Annotated in this window: 21 protein-coding genes and 1 pseudogene; 10 read left to right on the top strand and 12 right to left on the bottom strand. The window is 61.9% G+C overall.

Annotated features, from left to right (window positions below; translation table 11 throughout):
• The first annotated feature begins 123 nt into the window (after nt 1–123).
• Nucleotides 124–1,344, top strand: a complete 1,221-nt coding sequence (locus tag AC5WNJ_RS07310; RefSeq protein ID WP_495930869.1) for an alpha-hydroxy acid oxidase — start codon at nt 124–126, stop codon at nt 1,342–1,344.
• Between the two features lie 202 nt (nt 1,345–1,546).
• Here the strand turns inward: AC5WNJ_RS07310 and AC5WNJ_RS07305 are convergent, their stop codons facing one another.
• Nucleotides 1,547–2,980: an NAD(P)/FAD-dependent oxidoreductase gene (locus AC5WNJ_RS07305; RefSeq protein ID WP_495930868.1), complete on the bottom strand. Its 1,434-nt coding sequence runs from the start codon at nt 2,978–2,980 to the stop codon at nt 1,547–1,549.
• A gap of 227 nt (nt 2,981–3,207) precedes the next feature.
• On the opposite strand from AC5WNJ_RS07305, the gene AC5WNJ_RS07300 reads away from it, so the two are divergent.
• Together AC5WNJ_RS07300 and AC5WNJ_RS07295 are read left to right on the top strand one after the other, a co-directional pair.
• The gene (locus AC5WNJ_RS07300) at nt 3,208–4,044 is read left to right on the top strand and encodes a FadR/GntR family transcriptional regulator (RefSeq protein ID WP_495930867.1); all 837 of its coding nucleotides are present in this window, start codon (nt 3,208–3,210) and stop codon (nt 4,042–4,044) included.
• A gap of 48 nt (nt 4,045–4,092) precedes the next feature.
• Nucleotides 4,093–5,370, top strand: coding sequence for a Zn-dependent hydrolase (locus AC5WNJ_RS07295; protein WP_495930866.1), 1,278 nt, complete (start codon nt 4,093–4,095; stop codon nt 5,368–5,370).
• Nucleotides 5,371–5,497: 127 nt separating this feature from the next.
• Here AC5WNJ_RS07295 and AC5WNJ_RS07290 read toward each other — a convergent pair whose 3' ends face one another.
• From AC5WNJ_RS07290 to AC5WNJ_RS07260, 7 genes are all read right to left on the bottom strand, one after another.
• The gene (locus AC5WNJ_RS07290) at nt 5,498–6,259 is read right to left on the bottom strand and encodes a M15 family metallopeptidase (protein WP_495930865.1); all 762 of its coding nucleotides are present in this window, start codon (nt 6,257–6,259) and stop codon (nt 5,498–5,500) included.
• Nucleotides 6,260–6,265: 6 nt separating this feature from the next.
• Nucleotides 6,266–7,543 carry a TRAP transporter large permease gene (locus AC5WNJ_RS07285; protein WP_495930864.1) on the bottom strand — a complete coding sequence of 426 codons (1,278 nt, stop codon included), beginning with the start codon at nt 7,541–7,543 and terminating at the stop codon, nt 6,266–6,268.
• Nucleotides 7,540–8,115: a TRAP transporter small permease gene (locus tag AC5WNJ_RS07280; protein ID WP_495930863.1), complete on the bottom strand. Its 576-nt coding sequence runs from the start codon at nt 8,113–8,115 to the stop codon at nt 7,540–7,542. Before AC5WNJ_RS07280 ends, AC5WNJ_RS07285 begins: the two co-directional genes overlap by 4 nt.
• 165 nt (nt 8,116–8,280) lie before the next feature.
• Complete coding sequence (gene dctP, locus AC5WNJ_RS07275) at nt 8,281–9,309, bottom strand: TRAP transporter substrate-binding protein DctP (RefSeq protein WP_495930862.1); 1,029 nt, start codon at nt 9,307–9,309, stop codon at nt 8,281–8,283.
• A 353-nt stretch (nt 9,310–9,662) separates the two neighbouring features.
• Nucleotides 9,663–10,538 carry an MBL fold metallo-hydrolase gene (locus AC5WNJ_RS07270; RefSeq protein WP_495930861.1) on the bottom strand — a complete coding sequence of 292 codons (876 nt, stop codon included), beginning with the start codon at nt 10,536–10,538 and terminating at the stop codon, nt 9,663–9,665.
• 93 nt (nt 10,539–10,631) lie between these two features.
• Nucleotides 10,632–11,390: a LysR substrate-binding domain-containing protein gene (locus AC5WNJ_RS07265; RefSeq protein ID WP_495930860.1), complete on the bottom strand. Its 759-nt coding sequence runs from the start codon at nt 11,388–11,390 to the stop codon at nt 10,632–10,634.
• Nucleotides 11,290–11,559 carry a helix-turn-helix domain-containing protein gene (locus tag AC5WNJ_RS07260; protein ID WP_495930859.1) on the bottom strand — a complete coding sequence of 90 codons (270 nt, stop codon included), beginning with the start codon at nt 11,557–11,559 and terminating at the stop codon, nt 11,290–11,292. The genes AC5WNJ_RS07265 and AC5WNJ_RS07260 overlap by 101 nt, the downstream gene beginning before the upstream one ends.
• 477 nt (nt 11,560–12,036) lie before the next feature.
• Here AC5WNJ_RS07260 and AC5WNJ_RS07255 point away from each other — a divergent pair, with 477 nt between their 5' ends.
• The 7 genes from AC5WNJ_RS07255 (at nt 12,037) to AC5WNJ_RS07225 (ending at nt 19,416) form a co-directional block, all read left to right on the top strand.
• Complete coding sequence (locus AC5WNJ_RS07255) at nt 12,037–12,939, top strand: LysR family transcriptional regulator (protein ID WP_495930858.1); 903 nt, start codon at nt 12,037–12,039, stop codon at nt 12,937–12,939.
• Between the two features lie 176 nt (nt 12,940–13,115).
• Nucleotides 13,116–13,916, top strand: a complete 801-nt coding sequence (locus AC5WNJ_RS07250) for a putative hydro-lyase (RefSeq protein ID WP_495930857.1) — start codon at nt 13,116–13,118, stop codon at nt 13,914–13,916.
• Nucleotides 13,917–14,104: 188 nt separating this feature from the next.
• The gene (locus tag AC5WNJ_RS07245) at nt 14,105–15,151 is read left to right on the top strand and encodes a TRAP transporter substrate-binding protein (RefSeq protein WP_495930856.1); all 1,047 of its coding nucleotides are present in this window, start codon (nt 14,105–14,107) and stop codon (nt 15,149–15,151) included.
• 193 nt (nt 15,152–15,344) lie between these two features.
• A complete protein-coding gene (locus AC5WNJ_RS07240) occupies nt 15,345–15,950 on the top strand; it encodes a TRAP transporter small permease subunit (RefSeq protein WP_495930855.1) in 606 nt (201 codons plus the stop codon).
• Nucleotides 15,950–17,230: a TRAP transporter large permease gene (locus tag AC5WNJ_RS07235; protein ID WP_495930854.1), complete on the top strand. Its 1,281-nt coding sequence runs from the start codon at nt 15,950–15,952 to the stop codon at nt 17,228–17,230. The genes AC5WNJ_RS07240 and AC5WNJ_RS07235 overlap by 1 nt, the downstream gene beginning before the upstream one ends.
• A gap of 114 nt (nt 17,231–17,344) precedes the next feature.
• Nucleotides 17,345–18,028 (top strand): DUF2848 domain-containing protein, encoded by a 684-nt coding sequence (locus AC5WNJ_RS07230; protein ID WP_495930853.1) that lies wholly within the window; start codon nt 17,345–17,347, stop codon nt 18,026–18,028.
• The gene (locus AC5WNJ_RS07225) at nt 18,025–19,416 is read left to right on the top strand and encodes an amidase family protein (RefSeq protein ID WP_495930852.1); all 1,392 of its coding nucleotides are present in this window, start codon (nt 18,025–18,027) and stop codon (nt 19,414–19,416) included. The genes AC5WNJ_RS07230 and AC5WNJ_RS07225 overlap by 4 nt, the downstream gene beginning before the upstream one ends.
• 129 nt (nt 19,417–19,545) lie before the next feature.
• Here the strand turns inward: AC5WNJ_RS07225 and AC5WNJ_RS07220 are convergent, their stop codons facing one another.
• The 4 genes and pseudogenes from AC5WNJ_RS07220 to AC5WNJ_RS07205 form a co-directional block, all read right to left on the bottom strand.
• Nucleotides 19,546–19,962 carry an RcnB family protein gene (locus AC5WNJ_RS07220; RefSeq protein WP_495930851.1) on the bottom strand — a complete coding sequence of 139 codons (417 nt, stop codon included), beginning with the start codon at nt 19,960–19,962 and terminating at the stop codon, nt 19,546–19,548.
• Between the two features lie 215 nt (nt 19,963–20,177).
• Nucleotides 20,178–20,708 (bottom strand): RcnB family protein, encoded by a 531-nt coding sequence (locus AC5WNJ_RS07215; protein WP_495930850.1) that lies wholly within the window; start codon nt 20,706–20,708, stop codon nt 20,178–20,180.
• Nucleotides 20,709–21,105: 397 nt separating this feature from the next.
• On the bottom strand, nt 21,106–22,119 hold the full coding sequence (locus AC5WNJ_RS07210) for a zinc-binding alcohol dehydrogenase family protein (RefSeq protein ID WP_495930849.1): 1,014 nt from the start codon (nt 22,117–22,119) through the stop codon (nt 21,106–21,108).
• Nucleotides 22,120–22,372: 253 nt separating this feature from the next.
• Nucleotides 22,373–23,514, bottom strand: a pseudogene (locus AC5WNJ_RS07205) (IS3 family transposase).
• Nucleotides 23,515–23,537 lie beyond the last annotated feature (23 nt).

The following is a 23,537-nucleotide window of genomic DNA, read 5'->3' as shown; positions in this document are numbered from 1 at the left end:
ATTCCACCCCCCGAACGCTTCCCCCTAGACGTATCGCCTATAGCTGGACATGACCCGATTCGGTGACAGTGGCGCAAGTGACCCTGCCAGCCCCCGCGCGACCCACCACGGATGGAGACCCGCATGACCATCACCTGCATCAATGACCTGCAACGCCTGGCGAAACGCCGCGTGCCGAAGATGTTCTACGACTATGCCGATTCCGGCTCGTGGACGGAGTCCACCTATCGGGCCAACGAGGCCGACTTCGCCGCGATCGGGCTGCGCCAACGGGTGATGGTCGACATGGATAATCGCACCCTGCGCACGACGATGCTGGGCGAGGAGGCGGCCATGCCGGTGGCGATCGCACCGACTGGCCTGACCGGCATGCAGCATGCTGATGGCGAGATGCTGGCCGCGCGCGCGGCGAGTGACTTCGGTATCCCATTCACGCTCTCGACCATGAGCATCTGTTCCATCGAGGACGTCGCGTCCGTCAGCTCACGGCCCTTCTGGTTCCAGCTTTACGTGATGCGCGACAAGGATTACATCGGACGACTGATCGATCGCGCCAAGGCCGCGGAGTGTTCCGCGCTGGTACTCACCGCTGACCTGCAGATCATCGGCCAGCGCCACAAGGACCTGATCAACGGCCTGAGCGTGCCCCCTCGCCCCACCGTGGCGACCGTGCTCGATCTGGCCACCAAGTGGCGCTGGTGTGCCGGCATGCTCAAGACCCGGCGCCACACCTTCGGCAATATCGCCGGCCATGTGAAGGATGCCGAGAACCTGAGCTCCCTCTCAAAATGGACCGCCAGCCAGTTCGATCCGAGCCTGAGCTGGGACGACATCAAGTGGATCAAGGACCGCTGGGGCGGCAAGCTGATCATCAAGGGCATCATGGAACCGGAAGATGCCGAGCTGGCCGTGCAGGCAGGCGCCGACGCGGTGATCGTCTCCAACCACGGCGGACGCCAGCTGGATGGTGCCGCCTCCTCCATCTCCGCCCTGCCGGACATTCTCGCGGCAGTCGGCGACAGGACAGAGGTCCACATGGACGGCGGCATCCGCTCCGGTCAGGATGTGCTCAAGGCGGTGGCAATGGGTGCCAAGGGCGTCTATCTGGGTCGCGCCTTCCTCTATGGGCTCGGCGCCATGGGCGAACAAGGAGTGACCAAGTCCCTGGAGATCATCCACAAGGAACTCGACACCACGCTGGCCCTGTGCGGACTGCGTGATATCCACGACGTGGACACCCGGATTCTCAGGCCCGGCACCTATCCGGTGGCCAGCTCGCAGAGAGAAGCAGCGCGAGCATCACGCCGCCAGGAACCCCATGACGCGCTGGGCGCGACATCCTGAACACGACCTCCTGAACACGGGCGGTGCAGCAATGACGCCCTGAAAAGCACAAGGCCGACATGCACCGTGGAATCCACCACGGCGCATGTCGGCCTGTCATCACTGGCTGGCGACTCTCTCGAGGCTCACTCAAGCGCTTCTCTAGAATCACTCAAGAGCCTCTCAATACCCGCTCAAGGCACACTCAAGATCCGCTCAAGACTCAATGCACCTTGAGACGCGGCCCCATGCTTCGGCGCAGCACGTCGCTGACCACCTCGGCGGAGCCCTTCAGCGGCCCCAGCAGCAGGAACTGGTGCTGGCGCTGCAGCCCTTGATAGGCGGCGCGGGCGAAGCGTCCTCTCACCTGCAGATCATCATTGCCCTTACTGCCCTGGGCATTGCCCAGCTTGTCACTCAACTTGCCGCTGAGCTCACCGACGCTGCCGGCACTGGAGAGTGACAGCAAGGTGCCGCGGTCCTTGAACTCGAAGGCCTGAGCCGGCTTACCCTGCTGGCGACGCGGCAGTTCATCGGCGAGAAACTCGGCCTGCTCGCTGGCCACCTGAGCGGTGGGCGGCAGCGGTGCCTCATCGATGTTGGCACAATCGCCCAGTGCGAAGATGCTGTCATGGCCGAGGCATTGCAGCCCGGGCGTCACCGTGAATTGACGCTTGTTGTTGCTTTCCAGGGCGTCGATTTCCTCGACGATGGCAGGCCCGACACGCCCTGCCGCCCAGACCACCAGATCCGCGTCCCGCGTCACCGACTCGGCGCCTTCACTGATCTCGACACTGCCGGGGGACACCTTGGCGACCTGACGAGACAGTTCGATCTTGATGCCCTGCGCCTCGAGTCGCTGATGGATCGACTCGCGCAGTTCCTGTGAGACACCGGGCATGAAGGTCTCGGTGGCCTCGAGAATCGTGATCTCGACCTTCGCGCTCTTGGGTGCAGGGGCGTCATGCATGCCACGCGACTCATGCAGATAGGCGGCCAGTTCGACACCGGTGGCGCCGGAGCCGACGATCACCACCTGATACGGCCGTCCCGGGGACTCCTTGGCACTATCTTGAGTGCCTCCCTCAGTACCAACCTGAGCGCCGCCCTGGCTGGCTGACAGGCCAGCATCGCCTGTCGGTGATATTTCCATCGCCACATGATTGGCCAGCAGCCCACGCGAGAACTGCTGAGCGATGCGCTCGGCGTTGTCGGGGGAGTCCAGCAAGCAGGCATGCTCCAACACGCCTTCCACGCCCATATCCGGCGTCACGCCGCCCAGTGCCAGCACCAGCTGACGATACCCCCTGGTGCGGGCCGGCACCTCGGCGCTCGCGTGATCTTCCCTGCCCTGGATCGCGGCCAGGGTGAACTGGCGCTGTTCAGGGTCCACGCTTGCGAGTGTGCCGCACTCGTAGCGAAACCCCCACTGCTCGGCCAGACCGGCATAGCCCAGTTCATCGACCTGCCGCCGCCCGAGGCCTGCCGCGATCTCGTGCAGGCGCGGCTTCCACACATGGCTGGTCTCGCGATCGATCAGCAGTACGTCCTTGTGGCCTGCCTTGGCCAGGCGGACTGCCAGCTCCAGCCCGCCAGCACCACCGCCAATGATGACGATGTCGGTGTCTCGCGTGCGGTGAGAATCGTGCGTTTCCATACGACCTCCTTTAGCAGGAACGAATATGAAAACCTTATGCCACTTCGAAGCCTTTTCAAGAGCGTTGTGCAATGGCATGCCGGGACACGGCTCTCATCGCGACGCGTGATGCCCATGACATACCTGGCAACGCTTGAAGCCACTACAGCGGTTTGACAGCACTCCAGTCCACGACTAAAGCTTATTTATACGAATAAATTGACTGACTCGCCCATTCAGGACACCGCATGCCGACATCGCCTTCCCCTCTGGACACTTCACGTTCCAGCACCAGTGCCAACGCCTCTGGCACCCACCTGCCCAAACGGCAGAAGCTGGCCGAGCTGATCAGTGATGACCTGAGGCGCAGCATCGTGCGCGATGGGTTGAGCGAAGGCGACCGGCTGCCCAACGAGAAGGCGCTGATGGCCCAGTACGGCTGCGCCAAGGGCACGCTGCGCGAAGCCCTCAAGATTCTTGAGGTTGAGGGCTTGATCACTCTTAAGACGGGCCCCAATGGCGGCGCCGTGCTCAATGCGCCGAGCATGGAGCCCGCCAGCCGCATGCTGAGAAGCTTCCTGCATTTCAAGACACTGAATGGCGCCCAGGTCTATCAGCTACGCCGACTGCTGGAAGTCGAGATGGCGGTCTCGGTGGTGGGTCTGCTCAGCGAAGAGGACCTGGTGGTGCTCGAGAACAATGTCCATGAGTGCAGTTGTCACCAACCTCAGGACGAGGACCAGCGACGCCAGCGCTTTCTGGAAATCGAATTCCATCAGGTGCTGGCACGCGCCTGCCCCAACCCGCTGCTCAGTTTCATGTGCCAGTTCCTCAACGACATGCTGCATGAGCTGGTCGTCATCAAGAAAGCCTATCTGCCGGAGCGCAAACAGTTCGATCGGGCCAATCAGCACTATCACACCGGCCTGATCACGGCGTATCGCCACGAGGACCACGAACAGGTCCGTCAGCTCATGACGGAGCACATGCAGGATGCCGAGCACCATATGACGGCCCTCGAGGTAGAAATGGCGGATCAGTTGCTCGTCACCCCCGCGCAGCTGATGGCTGACAGCAAAGCCTGAAACCGCACGACACATCACAACAACAATACCCACGAAAGGATCAAGCCGATGACCACTGCCCAGATGGATACCTCTCCCGTCAGCATCCTGAGCGAGCTGCGCACCGACAGCGATCGCCTATGGCAATCACTGATGACCCTGGCCAAGCTGGGCGCCACGCCCAAGGGCGGCGTCAACCGACAGGCGCTGACCGAGCTGGACCGCCAGGCGCGCGACCTCTTCATTCAATGGTGCAAGGCCGAGGGCTGCACGATCCGTATCGATGCCATCGGCAACATCTTCGCGCGCCGCGCCGGCACCGACCCGGACGCGCCGGTGGTGATGACAGGCAGCCACATCGACACCCAGCCGACCGGCGGCAAGTTCGATGGCTGCTTCGGGGTGATGGCCGGGCTTGAGGTCCTGCGCAGCCTCAACCAGCACGACATCAAGACCCGCTGCCCGGTGGAAGTGGTGGTCTGGACCAATGAAGAAGGCTGCCGCTTCGCGCCCTGCATGATGGGGTCCGGCGTGCATACCGGCCAGTTGTCACTGCATGAGATGCTCGCCCAGCAGGACAGTGACGGCGTGACCGCCGGCGAGGCACTGGACGCCATCGGCTATCGCGGCAGCGATGAGATCCCCCGCGAGAATGTGCGCGCCTTCTTCGAGAGCCATATCGAGCAGGGCCCGATTCTGGAAGATGAAGCGACCACCATCGGCGTGGTGATGGGCGCGCTGGGCCAGCGCTGGTTCGATCTGACTTTCACCGGTCAGGAGGCGCACGCGGGCCCCACGCCCATGTCACTGCGCCAGGACGCCATGCTTGGCGCGGCCGAGATCACCGTCGCCGTCAATCGCATCGCCATCGATCACGCGCCGCATGGCCGCGGTACCGTGGGCGTGATGCAGGTCCACCCCGGCTCGCGCAACGTCATCCCCGGGCAGGTCAACATGACCATCGACCTGCGCTCGCTGGAACCCGACTCCCTCACCGCGATGGTCGCGGAGCTGAAAGAAGTCGTCGAAGCCGTCAGTCAGCGGCATCGCCTGACCTACGAGCTCACCCCCACCGCCGACTTCGTGCCGGAACACTTCGCCGACAACTGCGTGAATGCGGTGCGTAATGCCGCCAGCCAGCTCGGCTACTCGCATCTCGACATCGTCAGCGGCGCCGGTCACGACGCCATCTTCATGGGCCGTATCGCTCCCGCCGGCATGATCTTCGTGCCCTGCGAAGGCGGCATCAGCCACAACGAGATCGAGAACGCGGCGCCAAAGGACCTGCACGCCGGCTGCAACGTGCTCTTCCACGCCATGCTCGATCAGGCCGAGATCGTCAGCTGAGCCAACAGGCACGGCTCACTGATCCTTGATCACGCATATTGCTGAAACAAAAGCCCCGCTCGAGTCGTCATCGAGCGGGGCTTTCGTGTCTTGCAGGCCAGCGGCTGTCAGGCATGCTCTGATACCTTCACGCCATTGAGCGTTTCCAGAGACTCTCGATACTGTCCATCTCCGCCGGACCGAACAGCGCCTCGGGTTCGCCGCGGTACCAGGCCCAGAGCTGATCACCGAAATCGAAGTGCCACCATTCGCTGGGCAGATTGGTGAAACCGGCCTCGGTCATGACGTGATAGAGCAGACGCCGATTGTCGCGTGCCTCGGCCTGGGGCGTATCGCTGGCAGGCGGATGACGCTCGAAATGATCGGCGTGGGACTCGGGGGTCGCCTCGTCAAACAGCGTCCCCATCTCGAGCAGCAAGCCATCGGCGTCACACAGGGTGACATCGACGGCGCCGCCGGTGAGATGCGGACTCGGCGCGTTCGGGTCACGGCTGGGCAGCGAGACGAATTCGCGCGTACGCGCAAGTAGCTGCTCCTCATCAAGCTCAGGGTCATGCGTCTTGAGCGACTGATACAGCGTCTCGAACAGATACTGCTGCACCCGCCAAGGACGCCAGCCATCCATCACCACCAACGACAGCCCTTGCGGCAAGGCGCGCGCGGCCTGCAACAGGCGCTGATACACCACACGCCGCACCAGACATTCATTGACCGCCCCGGGGATACCGAGGCGCGCGTAGGCGGGATAGACCTTCAGACATGACGGCCCGAGGCTGGTCGGGACCAGAGTACTGTCACAGCCCTTGACGGGGATTCGGGTAACCTGCGTCCAGTCCGGCTCGTCATGACTCGGGATGGGGGGAATTGGGCGATTCAATGTTGACGTCATGAGTTGTTATCCAGACAGGGTCGGCAACCACAGGGTTAGAGGCGGGAAGATGATCAGCATCAGCAGCACCGCGACCGCCACCAGCACGAACGGCCAGATAGTGCGAAACAGTGAGGTGATCTCGAGCTTGCTGACCGCGGCGGCCACGAACACGCAGGCCCCCATCGGCGGCGTGATCAGCGCGATGGTGATATTGAGCGTGATGATGACACCCAGGTGCACGGGGTCGATGCCGGCGGCCATGGCCACGGGCACGAAGATCGGCGTCAACAGCATCAAGGCCGAGACTTCCTCCATGAACATGCCAGTGACGAAGGTGATGGCGCTGAGCAGCAACAGGATCAGGATCGGGCTGTCGATATAGGGTGTCAGCAATGCCACGAACTGATTGGGCACCTGGGCATAGGACAGCAGCCAGCTGACGATGGATGACACCGCCATGATCACGAAGATGGCGCTGGTCAGGCGCGCCGTGTCCTTGATGGCACCCCACACCTCGACAAGCTTGAGCGGCCCCTGGCACAAGCCGCAGAGCAGCACATAGGCCACAATCAAGGCGCCGGATTCGGTCGGGGTCACGATGCCCAGCACGATACCGGAGACGATGATTACCGGTGCCACCAACGCGGGCAGCGCCCCGATGATCGCCGCGATCACTTCGCGACGCGCCGGTGCCTGGCCACGCGCCTGCAGACCATGACGCCGGGCATACCAGGCATTCATGGCCATGAATGCCACCGCCAGCACCAGACCGGGTACGACACCGGCCAGGAACAGACTGCCCACGGAGGTGTTGGTCAGCGAGGCGTAGAGGATCATGAAGATGCTGGGCGGGATGATCGGTCCGATCAACGAGCTACCTGCTGTCAGGCCTGCGGCGAAGGACGTCGAATAGCCCTCCTTGCGCATGGCCGGCACCAGCAGTGAGCCCAGCGCGGAAGTATCGGCGACCGCCGAGCCATTCACGCCGGCGAAGAACACACTAGAAACGACGTTGACATGGCCCATGCCACCGCGCAGATGTCCGACCATCAGGCGCGCCAGGCGCATGAGGCGTTCGGTAAGGCCACTGATGTTCATCAGGTTGCCGGCGAGGATGAACAGCGGAATCGCCATCAGCGAGAAGGCATTGATGCCGCCGAAGAACTGCTGCGGCCCGAGGCGCTCCAACATCGAAATATCGACGAACAAAAAGCCGGTCACGGCGGTGGCGAGCAAAGAGAGAAACAGTGGCAGGCCCAGCAGGACGTGCACCACAAAGATGGCCAGCATTGCCCAGATCATGTGCGCGGCCCTCCAGTCGGGTCATCATGCGCCACAAGATCGGCGGCCTGCTCGTGTGGTGCGATCTCCAGTGTCTGGGATCTCAGCGGCCGTGGGCCATGCAGCAGCACCTGGGCCGTGATCAGCGCGAAACCGATCGGCATCGATAGCATCGGCACGCTGCGGCTGATGCCCAGCCCCATGGTACGGAACATGCTCGCCGACATGGCGTAGTGCCAGGTCATCCAGCTCGCGCCGGCCATCAGCACCAGCGTCAGCCACCATTGGTAATGGATCAGCACCTTGGCCATGCGTGGAGGCAGACGCCGTTCGAGCAGCGCCACGCGCATGTGCGCCCCTTCCGCCCAGACGACGCCGATCGCCAGCATGACACTGGCGATGATGAGATAGCGGGTCAGTTCATCGACCCAGATGGGCGCGCCGCCCAGTACATAGCGCATCACCACGCCGTAAAGCATGATCAGTACCGTGGAAGCCAGCAGTATCGCCGCGATCGCCAGCGTCACGCGGCCACAGGCAAGCAACAGGCCTTCCCGCAGGGAAGGCTGTCGTGAAGGAGTCATAGAAGTCATTTACCGCATCCACCAACAAGGAGGGAAATTCAGAGCCTCGATGCCCGGACTGTCATCGCCCGGGCACCGGGTACCGCAGCGGGATGCTCACTGATGCTCGAGCGTCACTCGCTTCTCATCGAGTCAACGTGTCAGTTCATCGCGACAGGTCATCGCAAAGGGCCATCACGAGGACAGGCCAGCATCCTTCATCGCGGTTTCGATCAGCTCTGGGGCGATGTCCTGGCTCTTGAGCCATTCCAGATAGGCCGGCTGGCCCTTGCTGCGAAATGCTTCGAGGTCCGCCTCACTCGGGCGGATCACTTGCATGCCCTGCTCTTCCAGTGAGGCGATGCGTGACTCGACCTGATTCTGGTTGTCCTGGCGGGCCTGGGCATTGGCTTCCTTGACGGACTCGAGCAGTGCCGTGCGCTCCTCGTCCGACAGGCTCTCCAGCAGCTGACCATTGGCGACCAGGAACTGATCCGAATACTGGATGTTGGCCAGCGTCAGGTACTTCTGCACTTCCTGCAGACTGCCCAGCAGGATGTACATCGGCGGGTTCATCTGGCCATCCGCTACCCCGGTGCGCAGCGCCATGTAGACTTCCGTCCACGGAATCGGCGTACCCGAGGCACCGAATGCCTCATAGAGCGCTACCTGACTCGGGTCCATCGCACGGAAGCGAAGCCCTTCGAAGTCATCCGGGCTGGTGATCGGGCGCTTGTCATTGGTGAAGGCCAGAAAGCCCCCCTCTTCCACGACAGCCAGAATCTCTGCGCCATTGGCGCGCTCGCTGAACAGCTTCTGCACCTGCTGCCAGTACTGACCTTCATCGAAGAAACGGCGGGCATCCTCAAAGCCGTCGAACATGAACGGCGTGGCGCTGACATAGACTTCCGGCACGATGGGGGCCATGCCCGCGAAGGAAGCGATGTTCAGACTCGGTGAGCTGATCACCTGCTCCATGCGTTCCTGCTCTTCACCCAGCATGCTGTTGGGATAGAGCTTGAGTTCCAGCTCACCATCGGTCTTCTCTTCCACCAGTGTCTTCAGATTGCTGGCAAAGACGTGCACGGCATTCTTGTCGGCATCCGGTGCACCGTTGTAGCTGAGGTTGATGGTCTGGGCCTGCACGCTGGCCGCCAGCAGGCTGAGCGCCAGAGTGGAACCGGTAAGCGTCTTGCGCAGCAGAGATGTCTTGGACAAGGACATGTGGATTCCCTTTTGTTGTTGTAGATATCTGTTGTATGCGGCGGAGCAGCGCCGTTCTGGGGTATGGCACTGTGGCCAGCCAAATATCGAGCGTTGCTCCCACACGTCGAAAGTAGCGTTGTCGCTGTAGACTAATCAATCGTGTGAGTGTTGTTTTTTCGTCCACGCCTATCGGGCTGTCTCGGCACGCCGCTGATGAGACATGCCTATAAACCAGAATGGCCCCGAAAACCGGAGCTTTCGGGGCCATTTCAGCGCCACGGCGAGGCCGTGTTGAACAAGGCAGGGCTGAATGAAGCAGGGCTGAAAGGAGCCGTGCTGGGCATAGCCATGCCGAACGAGCCGCTACATCGTCAGTGGGTATGCTCCCCCTTGAGGTCACTGCGCCAGCCCATACCGGACTCTTCCATCAGGCGCTCATGCACGCCTTCGATATTGAGGCCGACCCACTCCTTATACTGGGCCGAATCACTGTACTCGGAGAGATCGACCTCATGCTGAATCTGCTCCAGTGACTTGCCGGCGAGAATGCCGTCCGTCACCTGGGAATACAGCGATTCAAGATACGCCAGATAGCGTTCGACATCCGCGTGGTCACCCACCTCGGCATGCCCGCCAACGAAGGTATCGAAGTCGTATTCCAGCACTTCACGCGTCGAGTTGATCATGCCCTGAATATCGTAGCTCCAGAGCTTCTGCCACGGCATGCGTCCGATGACGACCCAGTCCACCACGAACAGCGTGGCGTGGTCCTTGAAGTACATGCTGATCGACCCGCGCCCGTCATTCGGGCCGTGATAACGCAGCTGGACTTCCTTGCCGCCCAGTCGCAAGGTCATTTCATCATCGAAGACCAGGTCCGGCGGCAGGGCCTTCGCACGGGTATTGGCGATATCCTGAGCGGCCAGCCGGTGCGCGATGAAGGTGGTCTCCGGGGTGTCGAAGACCTCGCCGCCATAGATGTGATCACTGTGGTTGTGGCTATACACCACATAGCGAACCGGAGTGTCGAAGCGCTGCTTGATCTCGTTGTTCAACCAGCTCGCTGCAGCGTGATTCATCGGGTCCGTCACCAGCGCGCCCTGATCGGTGATCATGAACACGGAGCGGTGGCGATCATCGATGAAGCGATAGAGCCCCTCTCCGAGAGGTTCTATCTCATAGGCCTGGGCCTGCAGACTGAAAGGGAGCGCTGCCAGCGCCAGTGCTTTCTTGAGGGGGCTCAGCATCGGAGGAAGTCCTCGCATCAGGAATGGTTGTCATGAGTTGTCACCCTGCCCTGCCCCTATACGAGGATGCGCAAACACTGGATGCAGCGGACATCACATGCCAAGCAGACGTGGCGCGTCTGCGGTGAAGAACCGCAGTCCCTGCTGCAGGTGGGTAAGGCAGGCCTCGACGGCCACCGTCATCTCACGCCCTCGCCGCGTACACATCTGCGCGCGGGTCTGTGCCAGCGCAGGGTGCTGCATCGGCAGCAGGCAGATATCGCCACGCCGCAGTTCCTCCAGCACGCTCAGCTCCGGCATGAAGGTCACACCGATTCCCGAGCGCACGAAATTCTTGAGCACCGAGACGGAGTTGGTGCGCAATTGTGCACGCAGCGAAACCCGCTCCTGCTGTGCCGCCTGGTTCACCATCTGGCGCATGCCAGTGCAGTCGTCGATCAAGGCCAGCGGCCAGTCCGCCACCTGCGAAAGCGTCAGGGGTCTGCCGATATCCAGCAATGGATGCGCCGCCGGCACGATCAGGTCCAACGGCTGGCAGGTCTCCACATGACAGCAGAGAATCGGGTCCACCGGCGGGGCGTAGAGCAGCGCGATATCCACCTCGAAGTCGCGCAACAGCTCGGTCGCCTCATTCACGCCGGCCATGCGCACCACGACCTCGATACCCGGATGACGCGCCATGAAGCTCTGCAAGGGCAGCGAGATCAGGTCGGCGATGAAGCCCTCGCCCACCGCGATTCGCACCTCACCGCTACGCAGGCCCTGCAAGGCACTCAGCTGCGAGAGCGCTGCCGCCTCCGCCGCCTGCTGACGATGAAAGTGATCCAGCAGCAACCCCGGCCTGGGTCGCACGCATGCCCGTCTCGCTGCGCTCGCACAGCGCGACACCCACCTCTTCTTCCAGCTGCTTGATCTGGCGGCTGACCGCGGAAGGGTCTAGATTCAGATGCCGCGCCGCGCGCCGCAGTGAGCCCCGGCGGATGATTTCATTCAGCGCCGTCAGCGCCTTGGGATTGAGCATGGAGACAGTACCCGCCAGCAGAAGTGGAGGAAGAGGTAAGACTCGAAACACTCAGGATATCCTTGCAGATCAAGCGGCTCCAGAGGCCCATATCGTGAAGAGTTCGACAACGAAAAAGGAGCCGCTTGAGCGGCTCCTTGTGGTTCGACGTGATCAGCAGTTGCCTTTCTTGGCCTGCCCGGGCGGACAGAAGCTGCCACCTCCACGCTTGTGATCATGATGTCCATCACCGATTTCGATGATAGGTTCGGCATCGATTCGCGCCGGCGTATAACTGCACCCCGCCATGAAAAAGGTACTCAGCATCACCAAGCTGACAAGTCGCATACTAGTCTTCATCATCATTCCTTTTCATGAAAATCAACCATCTCTTGATGCCTCACATCGTACCGGAACGCAAGCAACAGAGAACGCAATTTCTCAACGAATGATAGTGTGGGCCCAGGGGTGCATCATCCATTAAGACAGGATCTGGCCATGTTCGATTTCAAGGAAGTGGAAGCCTTCGTGTGGATCACCCGCCTGGGATCGTTCCGGCTGGCCGCCCAGCACCTGCATCTGACCCAGCCCTCGATTTCCGAACGTATCAACAAGCTGGAAACCACTCTGGAAACCCGTCTGCTGGAGCGTACTCGCCGACCGGTACAGCCGACGCTCAAGGGGCGCGAATTCTATCGCCACGCCGAGGCGCTGCTGGAAGCGCGCCAGAAAGCGCTATCCATGATGGAATTGAATACGCCCTTCCAGGGCGTGCTGCGACTGGGTGTCGTCGAGACCGTCGCGCATAGCTGGCTACCCGGCTTTCTGGCCGAACTGGCGCGCCGCTATCCAGACCTCACGCTGGAACTCGAGGTCGACAGCTCCCCGGGACTTGCCGCCATGCTCACCGCCGGCGATATCGACCTAGCCTTTCTGATGGGGCCGGTGACGGCAGAGAGCGTGCTCAATCGTTTTCTCTGCAACTACACGATGGGCTTCGTGATCAGTCCCGCGCTGGGCTTCACCGAAGACAACTTCTCATTGCGGCGCCTGAATGCTCTGCCGCTGATCTCGTTTGCCCGCAACAGCCGACCGCACCATGAACTTGGCTCCCTGCTCCATCAGATGGGGCTGGATGACGTGAAGCTGCATTGCTCCAGCTCGCTATGGACCATCGTGCGCATGACGCTGGATGGCCTGGGCGTCGGCGCCATCCCGCCACGTATTGTCGCCGAGGAAGTCCGCCAGGGCTCCCTGCTCAGCCTGCCCTGCGACCTGCCAGAACTGACTTTCACCGCCTCCTGGCCGACCCATATGGAAAGCGCCCTCGCCGAAGGCGTGTGTGAACTCGCCATCGAGATCGCTAGGCAGGATCAGGAGGCGCATTCACGAATCGCCTGATCTTCTCAGTCTTCCATACCCTGCATAGCGCCCCTTCCGGCCATGATGTCTCTACTAACCCGCACCATATGAAAGGAATTTCCGATGGCCTGACTCGATAAAAATCGATTGGATTTATCCCGGTACGCTTCTTATGGTGAAGACAGACAACAACAACTTCACAAGAAGCCCCCACGATGCCCCAGACACTTCTCAGTGCCGCGTCGTCCCCCCGCGAGGCGCGCGAGCAGATCCGCAGCGGTCATTGGGCCAGCCACACCAGCGGTATCGCTGCCGGCTACGCCCAGACCAACCTGATCATCCTGCCAGACGAGGCTGCCGGCGAATTTCTGCAATTCTGCCAGGCCAATCCCAAGGCCTGCCCATTGCTGGATGTCACGGACGTCGGTTCTCCCGCCCCGACAGGGCTCGGTGAGAACATCGACCTGCGCCACGACCTGCCGGCCTATCACATCTACCGTCACGGCAAGCTTGAGGAAACGCGCGAGGATATCGCCGCCCTGTGGCAGGACGATTTCGTGGCGTTTTCCATCGGCTGCTCGTTCTCGTTCGAAGAGGCGCTGCTCAACGAGGGTGTCGAGGTTCGCCATGCGCGCCTGAAGCGCAACGTGCCGATGTATCGCACCAATATCCCGCTGATCAGTGCCGGTCGCTTCCATGGCAGCCTGGTGGTGTCCCTGCGCCCGATGTCGGCGGCACACGCCATTCGCGCGATCCAGATCACCACCGACATGCCTCGAGTTCACGGTGCGCCCGTCCATCTGGGCGACCCCGCCTTGATCGGTATTTCCGATATCGAAAGCCCCGACTTCGGCGATGCGCCTACGCTTGAGACAGGTGATCTGCCGGTGTTCTGGGCCTGTGGCGTCACGCCACAACTGGCGCTGGAGAATGCCCGACTGCCATTGGCGATCGCGCATAGCCCGGGCCACATGCTGATTACCGACATTCCCAATCATCGTCTCAAGTACGGATGACCTACTGCCAGGCGTGCTACCGGGCATGAGAGAAATCCGCACTCATCACGCCCGGCGCAGTGCAGAGACGCACCGCGAATCGAAACACAGCAACGCACAGGACAGCAGCGGGAAAGACACACCCCGCAAAGAAGTAGCCAACAAGCTTTTCCGATAACACCAGATGCACAACAACAATGGTGATCCCCATGAAAACACGTTTTGCCCTCTCCGCCCTTGGTCTCGCACTCGCCGCCGCCGGTAGCGCCAATGCTGCCGATACCCTCAACGTGGTAGGCAGCTGGAGCAGCCTGGAGCTCAACCGCCAATTCGAGAAGCCGTTCTGGAGCGAGACCCTCCCGGCCGCCAGCAATGGCGATCTCAGCACCCAGGTGACCACCTTCGATCAGATGGGTATCCCCGGCTCTGACGTCTATCGCTATCTGGGCGATGGTGTCTTCGATGTCGGCATGACCGTGGCCGACTACACCGTGTCCGATGCACCGGAACTCGAAGGGCTGGATCTGCCGATGATGGCCCCCACTGCCGAGGAAGCGCAGCAGGTCGCCGAGGCCTTCCGCCCGCTGGCAGAAAGCACCATGAACAAGCGCTTCAATAGCCACGTGCTGGCCATCGTGCCGTATCCGGCCCAGGTGCTGTTCTGCAATACCCCGATCGAAGGGCTCGATGGTCTGAAGGACAAGAAGGTGCGTGCCAGTGGCCGCTCCACCGGTGAGTTCATCGAGGCGCTGGGCGCGCAGAGCCTCAACATCGCCTTCAACGAGGTGCCGGGTTCCCTTGAGCGTGGCGTGATCGACTGCGCAGTCACCGGTTCGCTCTCCGGCTACAGCGCCGGCTGGCATGAAGTCTCCAGCCACTTGATGCCGCTGCCCCTGGGCGGCTGGGATTATGTGATCACCGCCATCAATCAGGACAAGTGGCAGAGCCTGAGCACTGATAGCCAGACGCTGATCCAGCAACAGGTGGACAGCGAGTTCACCGCGCCGGTGTGGGAAAACGCGCGTGGTGAGACCGCGCGTGGCGTGGCCTGCCTGACCGGCGAAGGCGATTGCCCGCTGGGCAAGAGCGCCGACATGACGCTGGTCGACTTCAGCGATGACGACGCCAAGCGCGCACGTGCGGCGCTCGAAGACACCGTCCTGCCAGCCTGGGCGGCGCGTGTCGATGCCGAGACGCGCAAGACCTGGAACGAGAGCGTCGGCAAGGTCGTCGGCCTGACCGCCACCGCGGAGTGATCCAGTGGCACCTGCTCACCGAAGCCGGTTCGTGAGCAGGTGCCGATAGCCCCGCCCTGTCCCGACGTGGCAGACATGTTCCCCAGAGACGTAGCGCTGAACGACTCGCGCCTGTGTATTCAAGCGCAAGCTTTCAAAAGCAGACTTTCTCGAGAAAGCGGCCTTCGTTCAGCGCCCCAGCAGGACCCGACTCATGAACTCCTTCCTTCACGCACTCGATGTCCTCGTGTGCCTGACACGCGCGATATCACGCCACGCCGCACGCCTGATGGGCCTGTTGTTGCTGGCTGTCGTGGTCTTCATCGGCGCCGAGATCCTGATGCGCCAACTATTCAATCATCCGCTGCCCGGCGTGCATGAATATGCCGGCTATGTGCTGGCGATGCTCTCGGCGTGGGGTCTGTCCCATACCCTGATGGAGCGCGCCCACATCCGTATCGATGTCGTGCACGGCAAGCTGCCGGCCTTCTCGCGTCACACCCTGGATATCCTCGCGATGCTGGCGCTGAACCTGGTGGCCTGGGTGATCCTGATCAATGCCTGGCCGGTGCTCGGCAAGTCGTTGAGCAATGGTTCCACCGCCAACACCCCGCTGGCGACACCGCTATGGATTCCGCAGCTGCTGTGGCTATCCGGTTATGCCTGGTTCGCGATCACCACCAGCGTGCTGGGACTGCGCGTTCTTGTTGCCGCCTGTCTGCGTGATACCACCACGCTCGAGACACTGGCTGGCCCCGATCACGGAGAAAGCGAAGGGGCTCTGGCCCAGGCGGCCTCCACGACCAAGGAGACTCGCTGATGTTGGGCTTTCTTTCGGTGGGTATCCTCACCCTGCTGCTGGCCGGCATTCCCGTTGCGGTCACCCTCTTCCTGCTCGCCTTCGGGATCGACCAGTTCTACTCCTTCTTCCCGCTGACCAAGGCGCTGGGCCAGAACCTGTGGTCTGCCGCGGACTCCTTCCTGCTGATCGCGATTCCGCTGTTCGTGCTGATGGGCGAAATCATCGTACGTGCCGGTATCGCCGAGAAGGCCTACCGCGCCATGGACCACTGGCTGTCGTGGCTGCCGGGCGGCCTGCTGCACGCCAACATCACCACCTCGGCACTGTTCTCGGCGACCTCCGGCTCCTCGGTAGCCACGGCGGCGACGGTCTCGACCGTGGCCTTACCCCAGGGCAAGAAGCTGGGCTATGACGCCAAGCTGTTCTGCGGCAGCATCGCCGCGGGCGGCACCCTGGGCATCCTGATTCCGCCGTCGATCAACCTGATCGTCTATGGCTTCCTGACCGAGACCTCCATCCCGAAGCTGTTCATGGCCGGCCTGGTGCCGGGCCTCGGCCTGGCGGCGCTGTTCATGCTGGCCTCGCTGCTGCTGTGTGTCTGGAAGCCGTCCTTGGGCGGCCCGCGTCAGAGCGCCAGCTGGAGCACTCGCATCAAGAGCCTGTCATTCCTGCTGCCATTGCTGGTGCTGTTCATCGTCATCGTCGGCTCCATCTATCTGGGCTGGGCGACGCCGACCGAAGCCGCCGCCATCGGCGTGCTGGCCTCGCTAGGCCTCGCCGCCATCAACCGCTCGCTGAATATGGCGATGATCAGCCGCGCGCTGGACGGCACCGTCAAGACCACCTCGATGATCCTGTTCATCATCATGGCGGCCTCCTTCCTCAACTTCGCGCTGGCCTCCTCCGGCATGGTCCAGCAGGTCACCGGCCTGCTTGAGGCCTATGACCTGGGACCCTTCGCGCTGCTGATGGCGGTAATCGTCTTGTTCATCGTGCTCGGTTTCTTCATCGAGACCCTGTCGCTGATGGTCATCACCATTCCAATCGTCACCCCGCTGATCGCGGCGGCCGGTTACGACAAGGTGTGGTTCGGCATCGTGATGATCCTGTTCGTCGAGCTGGCACTGATCACTCCGCCGGTCGGCCTGAACCTCTACATCGTGCAGGCCTCGCGGCGTGGCGAAGCCTTCGCCGACGTCATCATCGGCACCCTGCCGTATCTGGGCGCGATGCTGGTGATGGCCGCGCTGCTGGTGGCCTTCCCGCAGATCGCGCTGTGGCTGCCTTCGGCACTGTAAAGCCGCTTTTGCCTGACACCTGCTGGCAAGCCGGCAGGTGTCACTGGCGCAACACCGTTCATTCAAGACTTCGAGCACAGAACAACGACACCCCCCGATAACGGAGCGATTTCCATGCTGACCTTTACCCATGACAACGGCGAATTCACCCTTGATGTCCAGCGCGTCGCGATTGCCGGCTGGGCCGGACGCGACCAGGCGGGCGTGCAGCACCATATCGACGAGCTCAAGCTGCTGGGCGTGGCGCCGCCCTCCCAGACCCCGCTGTTCTACCGCGTGACCCGCGAGACCCTGACCCAGGCCTCTCAGGTCGCGATGCTCGGCGGCGAAGGCTCCGGTGAGGTCGAGACCTGTCTGGTCAGCGATGCCGAGGGCACCCTGTGGGTGACGATCGCCTCGGACCACACCGACCGCAAGCTCGAAGCCGTCGGCGTCGCCGAATCCAAGCAGCTGTGCGCCAAGCCGATTGCCCGCCACGCCTGGAAGCTCAGTGAGGTCATCGACCACTGGGACAGCCTCGAGATCGAAAGCGAGATCGAAGACACCGGCAAGACCGTGAGCTATCAGCAGGGCACTCTCGCCGAGCTGCTGCCGGTCGCCACTCTGATGGAGCGCCTGCCCGCCGCCATCGCCAAGGACGGCAGCCTGGCCCCCAACAGCGTGCTGCTGTGCGGCACTGTACCGGCGATCGGTGGCATCCGCCCCAGCCCGAGCTTTACCATGCGCCTGATCGACCCTCAGACCGGTCGTCGCATCGAGCACCGTTATGAGGTGGAAGAACTTGAGGTGGTGGCATGAGTGATGAGAACAAGCGCCTTGAGCAGGCGCGTGAATTCTGGGCGCGCCCGCCCCGCCAGCGCACGTTGACGCAGTTGCTCGAGGCCTATCAGACAGGCAGTTTCGGCCCCGAGCAGACTGCCACGGTGCTTGCCGAGCGCCATCAGGCCCTGGGCGAGGCCGCCAGCCACAGCATCATCAGCCGTGATGATGCCGCCATGAGCGTGCAGGCCACCGCTCAGCAGCAACTCAAGGTAGCTGCGACGTCGTTGCCGCTGGGAGGGGTTCCGGTCTCGATCAAGGACCTCTTCGACGAGACCGGCATGACGACGTTGGCAGGCTCGCGGGCACTGGCAGGAAGCGCTCCTGCCAGTCAAGACGCCCCGGCGCTGAGCCGCCTGAAAGCCGCCGGCATCCTGCACGCCGGCCGCACCAGCATGAGCGAGTTCGCGTTCTCTGGCCTGGGCCTGAACCCGCATGTCGGCACGCCGCCCAACCCCTACGATGGCGAGCGCATCACCGGCGGTTCGACCTCCGGCGGGGCGGCCTCCGTTGCCTTCGGGCTGGCCGCGGCGACCCTGGGCAGCGATACCGGCGGCTCGCTGCGGATTCCGGCGGCCTTCTGTGGCCTGACGGGCTTCAAGCCGTCACAGGCCAGCGTGCCGGGAGATGGTGCCTTCCCGCTGTCACCGAGCCTGGACTGCATTGGCCCCATCGCGCCCAGCGTCGCCTGCTGTCGCACGCTGTGGGAAGTCCTGAGCGGTGAGGTCGCTGACGCGACGCCGCTCACTCGCCCGCTGACGCTGCTGGTGCCGGAGAGCGAGCTGGTCAGTGAAGTTGACGCCGATGTGGCCGCCGACTTCGCCGCCCTGCTGGAACGGCTCGAAGGGCTGGGAGTTCGCCTCCAGCGTGCGCCGATCGAGGCCATCGAGGCCGCTTACGCCATCAACCAGCGCGGCGGCCTGGTCATTCCGGAAGCGGCCGCCGTGCATCACGAACTGCTGGCCATTCATGAAGCCCAGTATGATCCGCTGATCGCCGAACGCCTGAACGGCGGGCGCGACATCACCTCCAGCGAGTATCTGGCACGCCTGTGGCCGCGCACTGCCATCCAGCAACGCTTCGCTCAGCAGGTGCAGGATGTCGATGCGGTGCTGATGCCGACCGTTGCCATGCGTGCCCCACGTCGTGACCTGCTGGAGCAGGATGGCGCGCTCTTCGCCCAGCTCAACAAGCGCGCGCTGCGCAACACCAGCGTCTTCAACTACCTGGATGCCAGCTCGATCTCGATTCCGGCGCCAGCGGCGGTGAACGAAGAGCCGCTGGGCCTGATGCTGTCACGCCCTCAGGGTCAGGATGTGGCGCTGCTGCGCGTCGCCCAGGCGCTGGAGACACTGCTCGCGCAATAGTGACGTGCTGGATCATTGCAACAACGCGCAGAGGATCAACGGCTGTTGGCAATACGCAGAAGGGCCTCCCTGCGGGAGGCCCTTCTTGTCTCTTCTGCTGGATATGCCAGCGAATCGTACTGTATTGGATCAGTGGTCGAGAATGATCGAGGTAATCACGCCGGTCGCGACCGCTGTCAGAACGTAGCGGCCATCTACCTTCAGCCAGCGGTGTCCTTCTGGCGGCCGGGACAGGTGATGGGCCTTCCAGTCGCTGACCCAGTAACGCTTGTCATTGTAGTAAGCGCGCGATACGTGATCACCACGCTTCCAGTTCCTGGGGCCATTAGAGTGCCGTGCGGCACGGGACTGACCATGTCCCTGATTGGCGTGCTGCTGTTTGGCGTGTTGCTTTTGCCCTTGATGATTGCCTTGCTGCTTGCGTTGTTGCTGCTGATGTTGCTGACCCTGGCCACGATCATCACGATCGCTAGGTGCCGCCTGAACCACGGAAGCGCTCATCAGCGCGATGGTCATGCCGAGGGCTGCCAGAGTACGGTGTCGCATGTTCGCTCTCCTTGTCATGCCGGGACACGGGGGTGTCAAGAATTACAAAACACTGTTCCATAATTCTGTGGGCTACAAGGGAAAACTGCAAGCCCCACGCGTCCTCTTCACTTTTTCTGACGATATGCCCGCGTATGTCGCAAGAAAGGCAGCCGATGTTGGCAGAAAGCAACACCCTCGGCCTCGCGCGTAGGCATCGGGCCAGAGTCACAGCGTCACGGCCCCAGAAGAATCTCTTCGATGACGCCACTTTGGATATCCGTCAACACATAACCGCTCTTGAGCTGGATCCAGCGCTGCCCTTCGCCAGGTTCGGGCAGTCGGGATTGCTGCCAGTCCTTCACCCGCAGACTCTCATCGGAGGCCAGTGCATCAGGCAGCTGGTCACCCCGTCTGAGCAGAGGCCCACGCTCCGCCGAGCTGGCGGCGGACCTTTCTGCCTGTGGCCCCTTGTGCTTCTCCTGAGCCCCCTGCTGCTTCTCACTCTCCAGAGCTTCCTGTCCGCCCTGCTGCTGGTTCTTCTCCTGAGCCTCCTGCTGCTGCTCCTGAGCTTCCTGAGCCTCCTGCTGCTGCTCCTGAGCTTCCTGAGCCTGTTGCTGCTTCTGGATCTTCTTGAGATCTCGCATCTGCTCGGCCTGGACACGCTGAGCCTTGGCCTGCCCTTCCAGTGCTTCATGTTTCTTCTTGAGATGATCGTCGCTGTCCTTGCCGTCTTCCGCGGCCTGTAGCCCTGAAGCGCCCAACACAGCTAACGCCAGAGTCAGCCCTCGCAAAGCCCTTTTATTCATGTCTTGCCTCCTCATCAGGCTGGATGCCTCTGGCATGCCAAGTCTGGTTCAGGCAACGATGATTGCCATTAACAAGCAGCGAGACGGGTTGATCGCCATTCACGCTACCAGCATAACGTGTCAGCAACGCAATTTGCGGTCGGATACGCCTCCCGTTTAGAGACTTTCGCTTCAATGACAAGCACTTGACGCCAGATATCGCTCATCTGGCCAAGATGGCAGAAGATCGGAGAACACTCTGTAGCAGACTGACTGCCGCTCATGAAAGAACCCTGGCCGCTCTTGATCACAAAAAAAGTGCGACCGGGTAACCGGCCGCACTTTATTCACATCACCGCCTTAACAGTGGCTTCGATCAGAAGCCTTCGAGGACGATCTTGCCCCTGGCCTTGCCGCTTTCCAGCAAGGCATGCGCGCGCTTGAGGTTCTCGGCGTTGATAGTGCCGAAGGTTTCCGTCGCGGTGGAGGTGATTCTGCCAGTATCCAGCAGACCCGCCACCTTGGTGAGGATCTCGCCCTGACGCGTGATATCGGCGGTGGTGAACAGTGAACGAGTGAACATCAACTCCCAATGGATGGAAACGGCCTTGGGCTTGAACGGCACCACATCGAGGGTCTCCGGGTCATCGATCATGCCGAAACGACCCTGCGGCGCGATCAATTCGGCGACCTGCGGCGCGTAGTGCTCGGAGAAGTTGGTCGAGAACACGAAGGCCGGGGCACCAATGCCCAGCGCCTCGATCTGGGCCGGCAGCGGCTGGCTGTGGTCGATGACGTGATGCGCGCCCAGTGACTTCACCCACTCGCGAGTCTGGGGGCGTGACGCCGTGGCGATGATGGTCAGGTCGGTTAGCTCACGCAGCAGCTGGATGGTGATGGAGCCCACGCCACCGGCCCCACCGATGATCAGGATGGCACGTGCAGCACCCGGCACCGGCTCGGTGACACGCAGGCGATCGAACAGCATCTCGAAGCCGGTCAGCGTGGTCAGCGGCAGCGCAGCCGCCTCATGAACCGGCACGGACTTGGGCGCTTGGCCGACGATACGTTCATCCACCAGATGGAGTTCGCTGTTGGTGCCAGCGCGGGTGATATCACCGGCATACCAGACCTTGTCGCCCGGGGCGAAGGCCGTAACCTGGTCACCGATGGCGACGACCTCGCCCACGGCGTCCCAGCCGATTACGGCAGCTTCGCCGGCGGCCGGCTCGCGGCTCTCACGAATCTTGTAATCCACCGGATTCACAGAAACCGCAGCAACCTTGACCAGCAGGTCGTGACCGGTGGCGACCGGTGTCTCGAGTTCGATATCGACCAGGGCGTCGTCACGATCAATGGAACCGGCAGCGTAGTAACCAATGGCTTTCATCAGAGTCTCTCCTAAAGATCAGGTCAGTCACGGCAGCGCTGAGGGCCTTGCCGTGATGCGATGACAGCATGTTAACTCTATGGCCTTGGCGTAAAAACAACCCATAACCGCAAGGTTAATCCGGATAAAGCGGATAATGTATGACGAGTTTGCGTGTTGCGTGCAAGGAGACGCCGACGGGTGATCAGCTTGCGATGTGAGATACGCCGGCCAGGCACAAAAATGTTCTGGTCAAGTGAGAGCGGACACATTTTTAAGCCGCAGCAGCCAGTTCAATATCCCTCGGCGTTCGGTAGCCCAAGGTCGAGTGGAGTCGGCAGCTGTTGTACTCCATCTCGATATATTCGATCACATCTCGCCGTGCTGCTTGGCGGGTTCCATATCGCTGGTTAGCCAGCCACTCGCTTTTCAGTGAGCCGAAGAACCGCTCCATAACAGCATTGTCCCAGCAGTTTCCCTTGCGGCTCATGGAGGTCTGGAACCCGTGCCGATCCAGCGTGGATCGGTAGTCATGTGACGCGTACTGGCTGCCGCGGTCGCTGTGGTGGATCAATCCGCTCTTGGGCTGCCGGCGCCCTACGGCCATCTCCAAGGCGTCCAGAACCAACTGTGTGCGCATGTGGTCTGCCATCGCCCAACCAACAAGTTGCCGGTCGTGGAGATCGAGCACTGCCGCCAAGTAGAGCCACCCTTCCAACGTCCAGATCGCCGTGATATCGGCCACCCAGGCCCGGTTCGGTGCCGACACCAAAAACTGACGGTTGAGCAGGTTGGGCGCCACCGGAAGGCTGTGCTCACTGTCGGTCGTATGACGCCAGCGGCGCCGCTGCTTTGCTTCTACGCCGGCTTCCCGCATCAGACTCCGGGCCTGGTAACGGCCAACCTCGTAGCCACGACGTTGCAGCTCTTTGGCGATGCGGCGGCTGCCGTAGCTGCCTCGCTTCCGGCGGTGGATCTCTCTGACCTCACGGTGAAGGGCCTGGCGATGATCATCTGGGCCACGCCGTCGCCAGTCATAGAAACCACTCCGGCTGACCTGCATGACCCGACACAGCAAGGCCACTGGATAGGCAGCCTTCTCCGATTCGATGAACTGATATCTCAGCTCGATTCTTTGGCGAAGAAGGCCGCCGCCTTTTTTAAAATATCCTTTTCAATCTGAAGCTTACGAACCTCTTCGCGGAGCATTTTGATCTCGTCGTCGCGATCATCCGCATGTTGGCTCGAGGCGCCTGAAGTCTGTTGACGTTGCTTGCGGCACCAACGGTCCAACAAGCTACGGTCAACTCCCAGGCGCCGAGCTGCCTCGGATACGGTATATCCCTGATCGCTCACCAGGCTCACCGCATCGGCCTTGAATTCATCGGAATACCGACGTCGAGTCTTCTTGGTCATGAACACCTCCATCGCCTCTATTA

This window comes from Cobetia sp. PDI-23MA (genome assembly GCF_059507735.1).
This window is presented reverse-complemented; position numbering and strand designations above follow the sequence as displayed.

Excerpts from the sequence above, each read along its gene's own strand:
- AC5WNJ_RS07310 (WP_495930869.1), top strand. The coding sequence starts at position 124 with ATGACCATCACCTGCATCAATGACCTGCAACGCCTGGCGAAACGCCGC.
- AC5WNJ_RS07305 (WP_495930868.1), bottom strand. The coding sequence starts at position 2,980 with ATGGAAACGCACGATTCTCACCGCACGCGAGACACCGACATCGTCATC.
- AC5WNJ_RS07300 (WP_495930867.1), top strand. The coding sequence starts at position 3,208 with ATGCCGACATCGCCTTCCCCTCTGGACACTTCACGTTCCAGCACCAGT.
- AC5WNJ_RS07295 (WP_495930866.1), top strand. The coding sequence starts at position 4,093 with ATGACCACTGCCCAGATGGATACCTCTCCCGTCAGCATCCTGAGCGAG.
- AC5WNJ_RS07290 (WP_495930865.1), bottom strand. The coding sequence starts at position 6,259 with ATGACGTCAACATTGAATCGCCCAATTCCCCCCATCCCGAGTCATGAC.
- AC5WNJ_RS07285 (WP_495930864.1), bottom strand. The coding sequence starts at position 7,543 with ATGATCTGGGCAATGCTGGCCATCTTTGTGGTGCACGTCCTGCTGGGC.
- AC5WNJ_RS07280 (WP_495930863.1), bottom strand. The coding sequence starts at position 8,115 with ATGACTTCTATGACTCCTTCACGACAGCCTTCCCTGCGGGAAGGCCTG.
- dctP (WP_495930862.1), bottom strand. The coding sequence starts at position 9,309 with ATGTCCTTGTCCAAGACATCTCTGCTGCGCAAGACGCTTACCGGTTCC.
- AC5WNJ_RS07270 (WP_495930861.1), bottom strand. The coding sequence starts at position 10,538 with ATGCTGAGCCCCCTCAAGAAAGCACTGGCGCTGGCAGCGCTCCCTTTC.
- AC5WNJ_RS07260 (WP_495930859.1), bottom strand. The coding sequence starts at position 11,559 with ATGCTCAATCCCAAGGCGCTGACGGCGCTGAATGAAATCATCCGCCGG.
- AC5WNJ_RS07255 (WP_495930858.1), top strand. The coding sequence starts at position 12,037 with ATGTTCGATTTCAAGGAAGTGGAAGCCTTCGTGTGGATCACCCGCCTG.
- AC5WNJ_RS07250 (WP_495930857.1), top strand. The coding sequence starts at position 13,116 with ATGCCCCAGACACTTCTCAGTGCCGCGTCGTCCCCCCGCGAGGCGCGC.
- AC5WNJ_RS07245 (WP_495930856.1), top strand. The coding sequence starts at position 14,105 with ATGAAAACACGTTTTGCCCTCTCCGCCCTTGGTCTCGCACTCGCCGCC.
- AC5WNJ_RS07240 (WP_495930855.1), top strand. The coding sequence starts at position 15,345 with ATGAACTCCTTCCTTCACGCACTCGATGTCCTCGTGTGCCTGACACGC.
- AC5WNJ_RS07235 (WP_495930854.1), top strand. The coding sequence starts at position 15,950 with ATGTTGGGCTTTCTTTCGGTGGGTATCCTCACCCTGCTGCTGGCCGGC.
- AC5WNJ_RS07230 (WP_495930853.1), top strand. The coding sequence starts at position 17,345 with ATGCTGACCTTTACCCATGACAACGGCGAATTCACCCTTGATGTCCAG.
- AC5WNJ_RS07225 (WP_495930852.1), top strand. The coding sequence starts at position 18,025 with ATGAGTGATGAGAACAAGCGCCTTGAGCAGGCGCGTGAATTCTGGGCG.
- AC5WNJ_RS07220 (WP_495930851.1), bottom strand. The coding sequence starts at position 19,962 with ATGCGACACCGTACTCTGGCAGCCCTCGGCATGACCATCGCGCTGATG.
- AC5WNJ_RS07210 (WP_495930849.1), bottom strand. The coding sequence starts at position 22,119 with ATGAAAGCCATTGGTTACTACGCTGCCGGTTCCATTGATCGTGACGAC.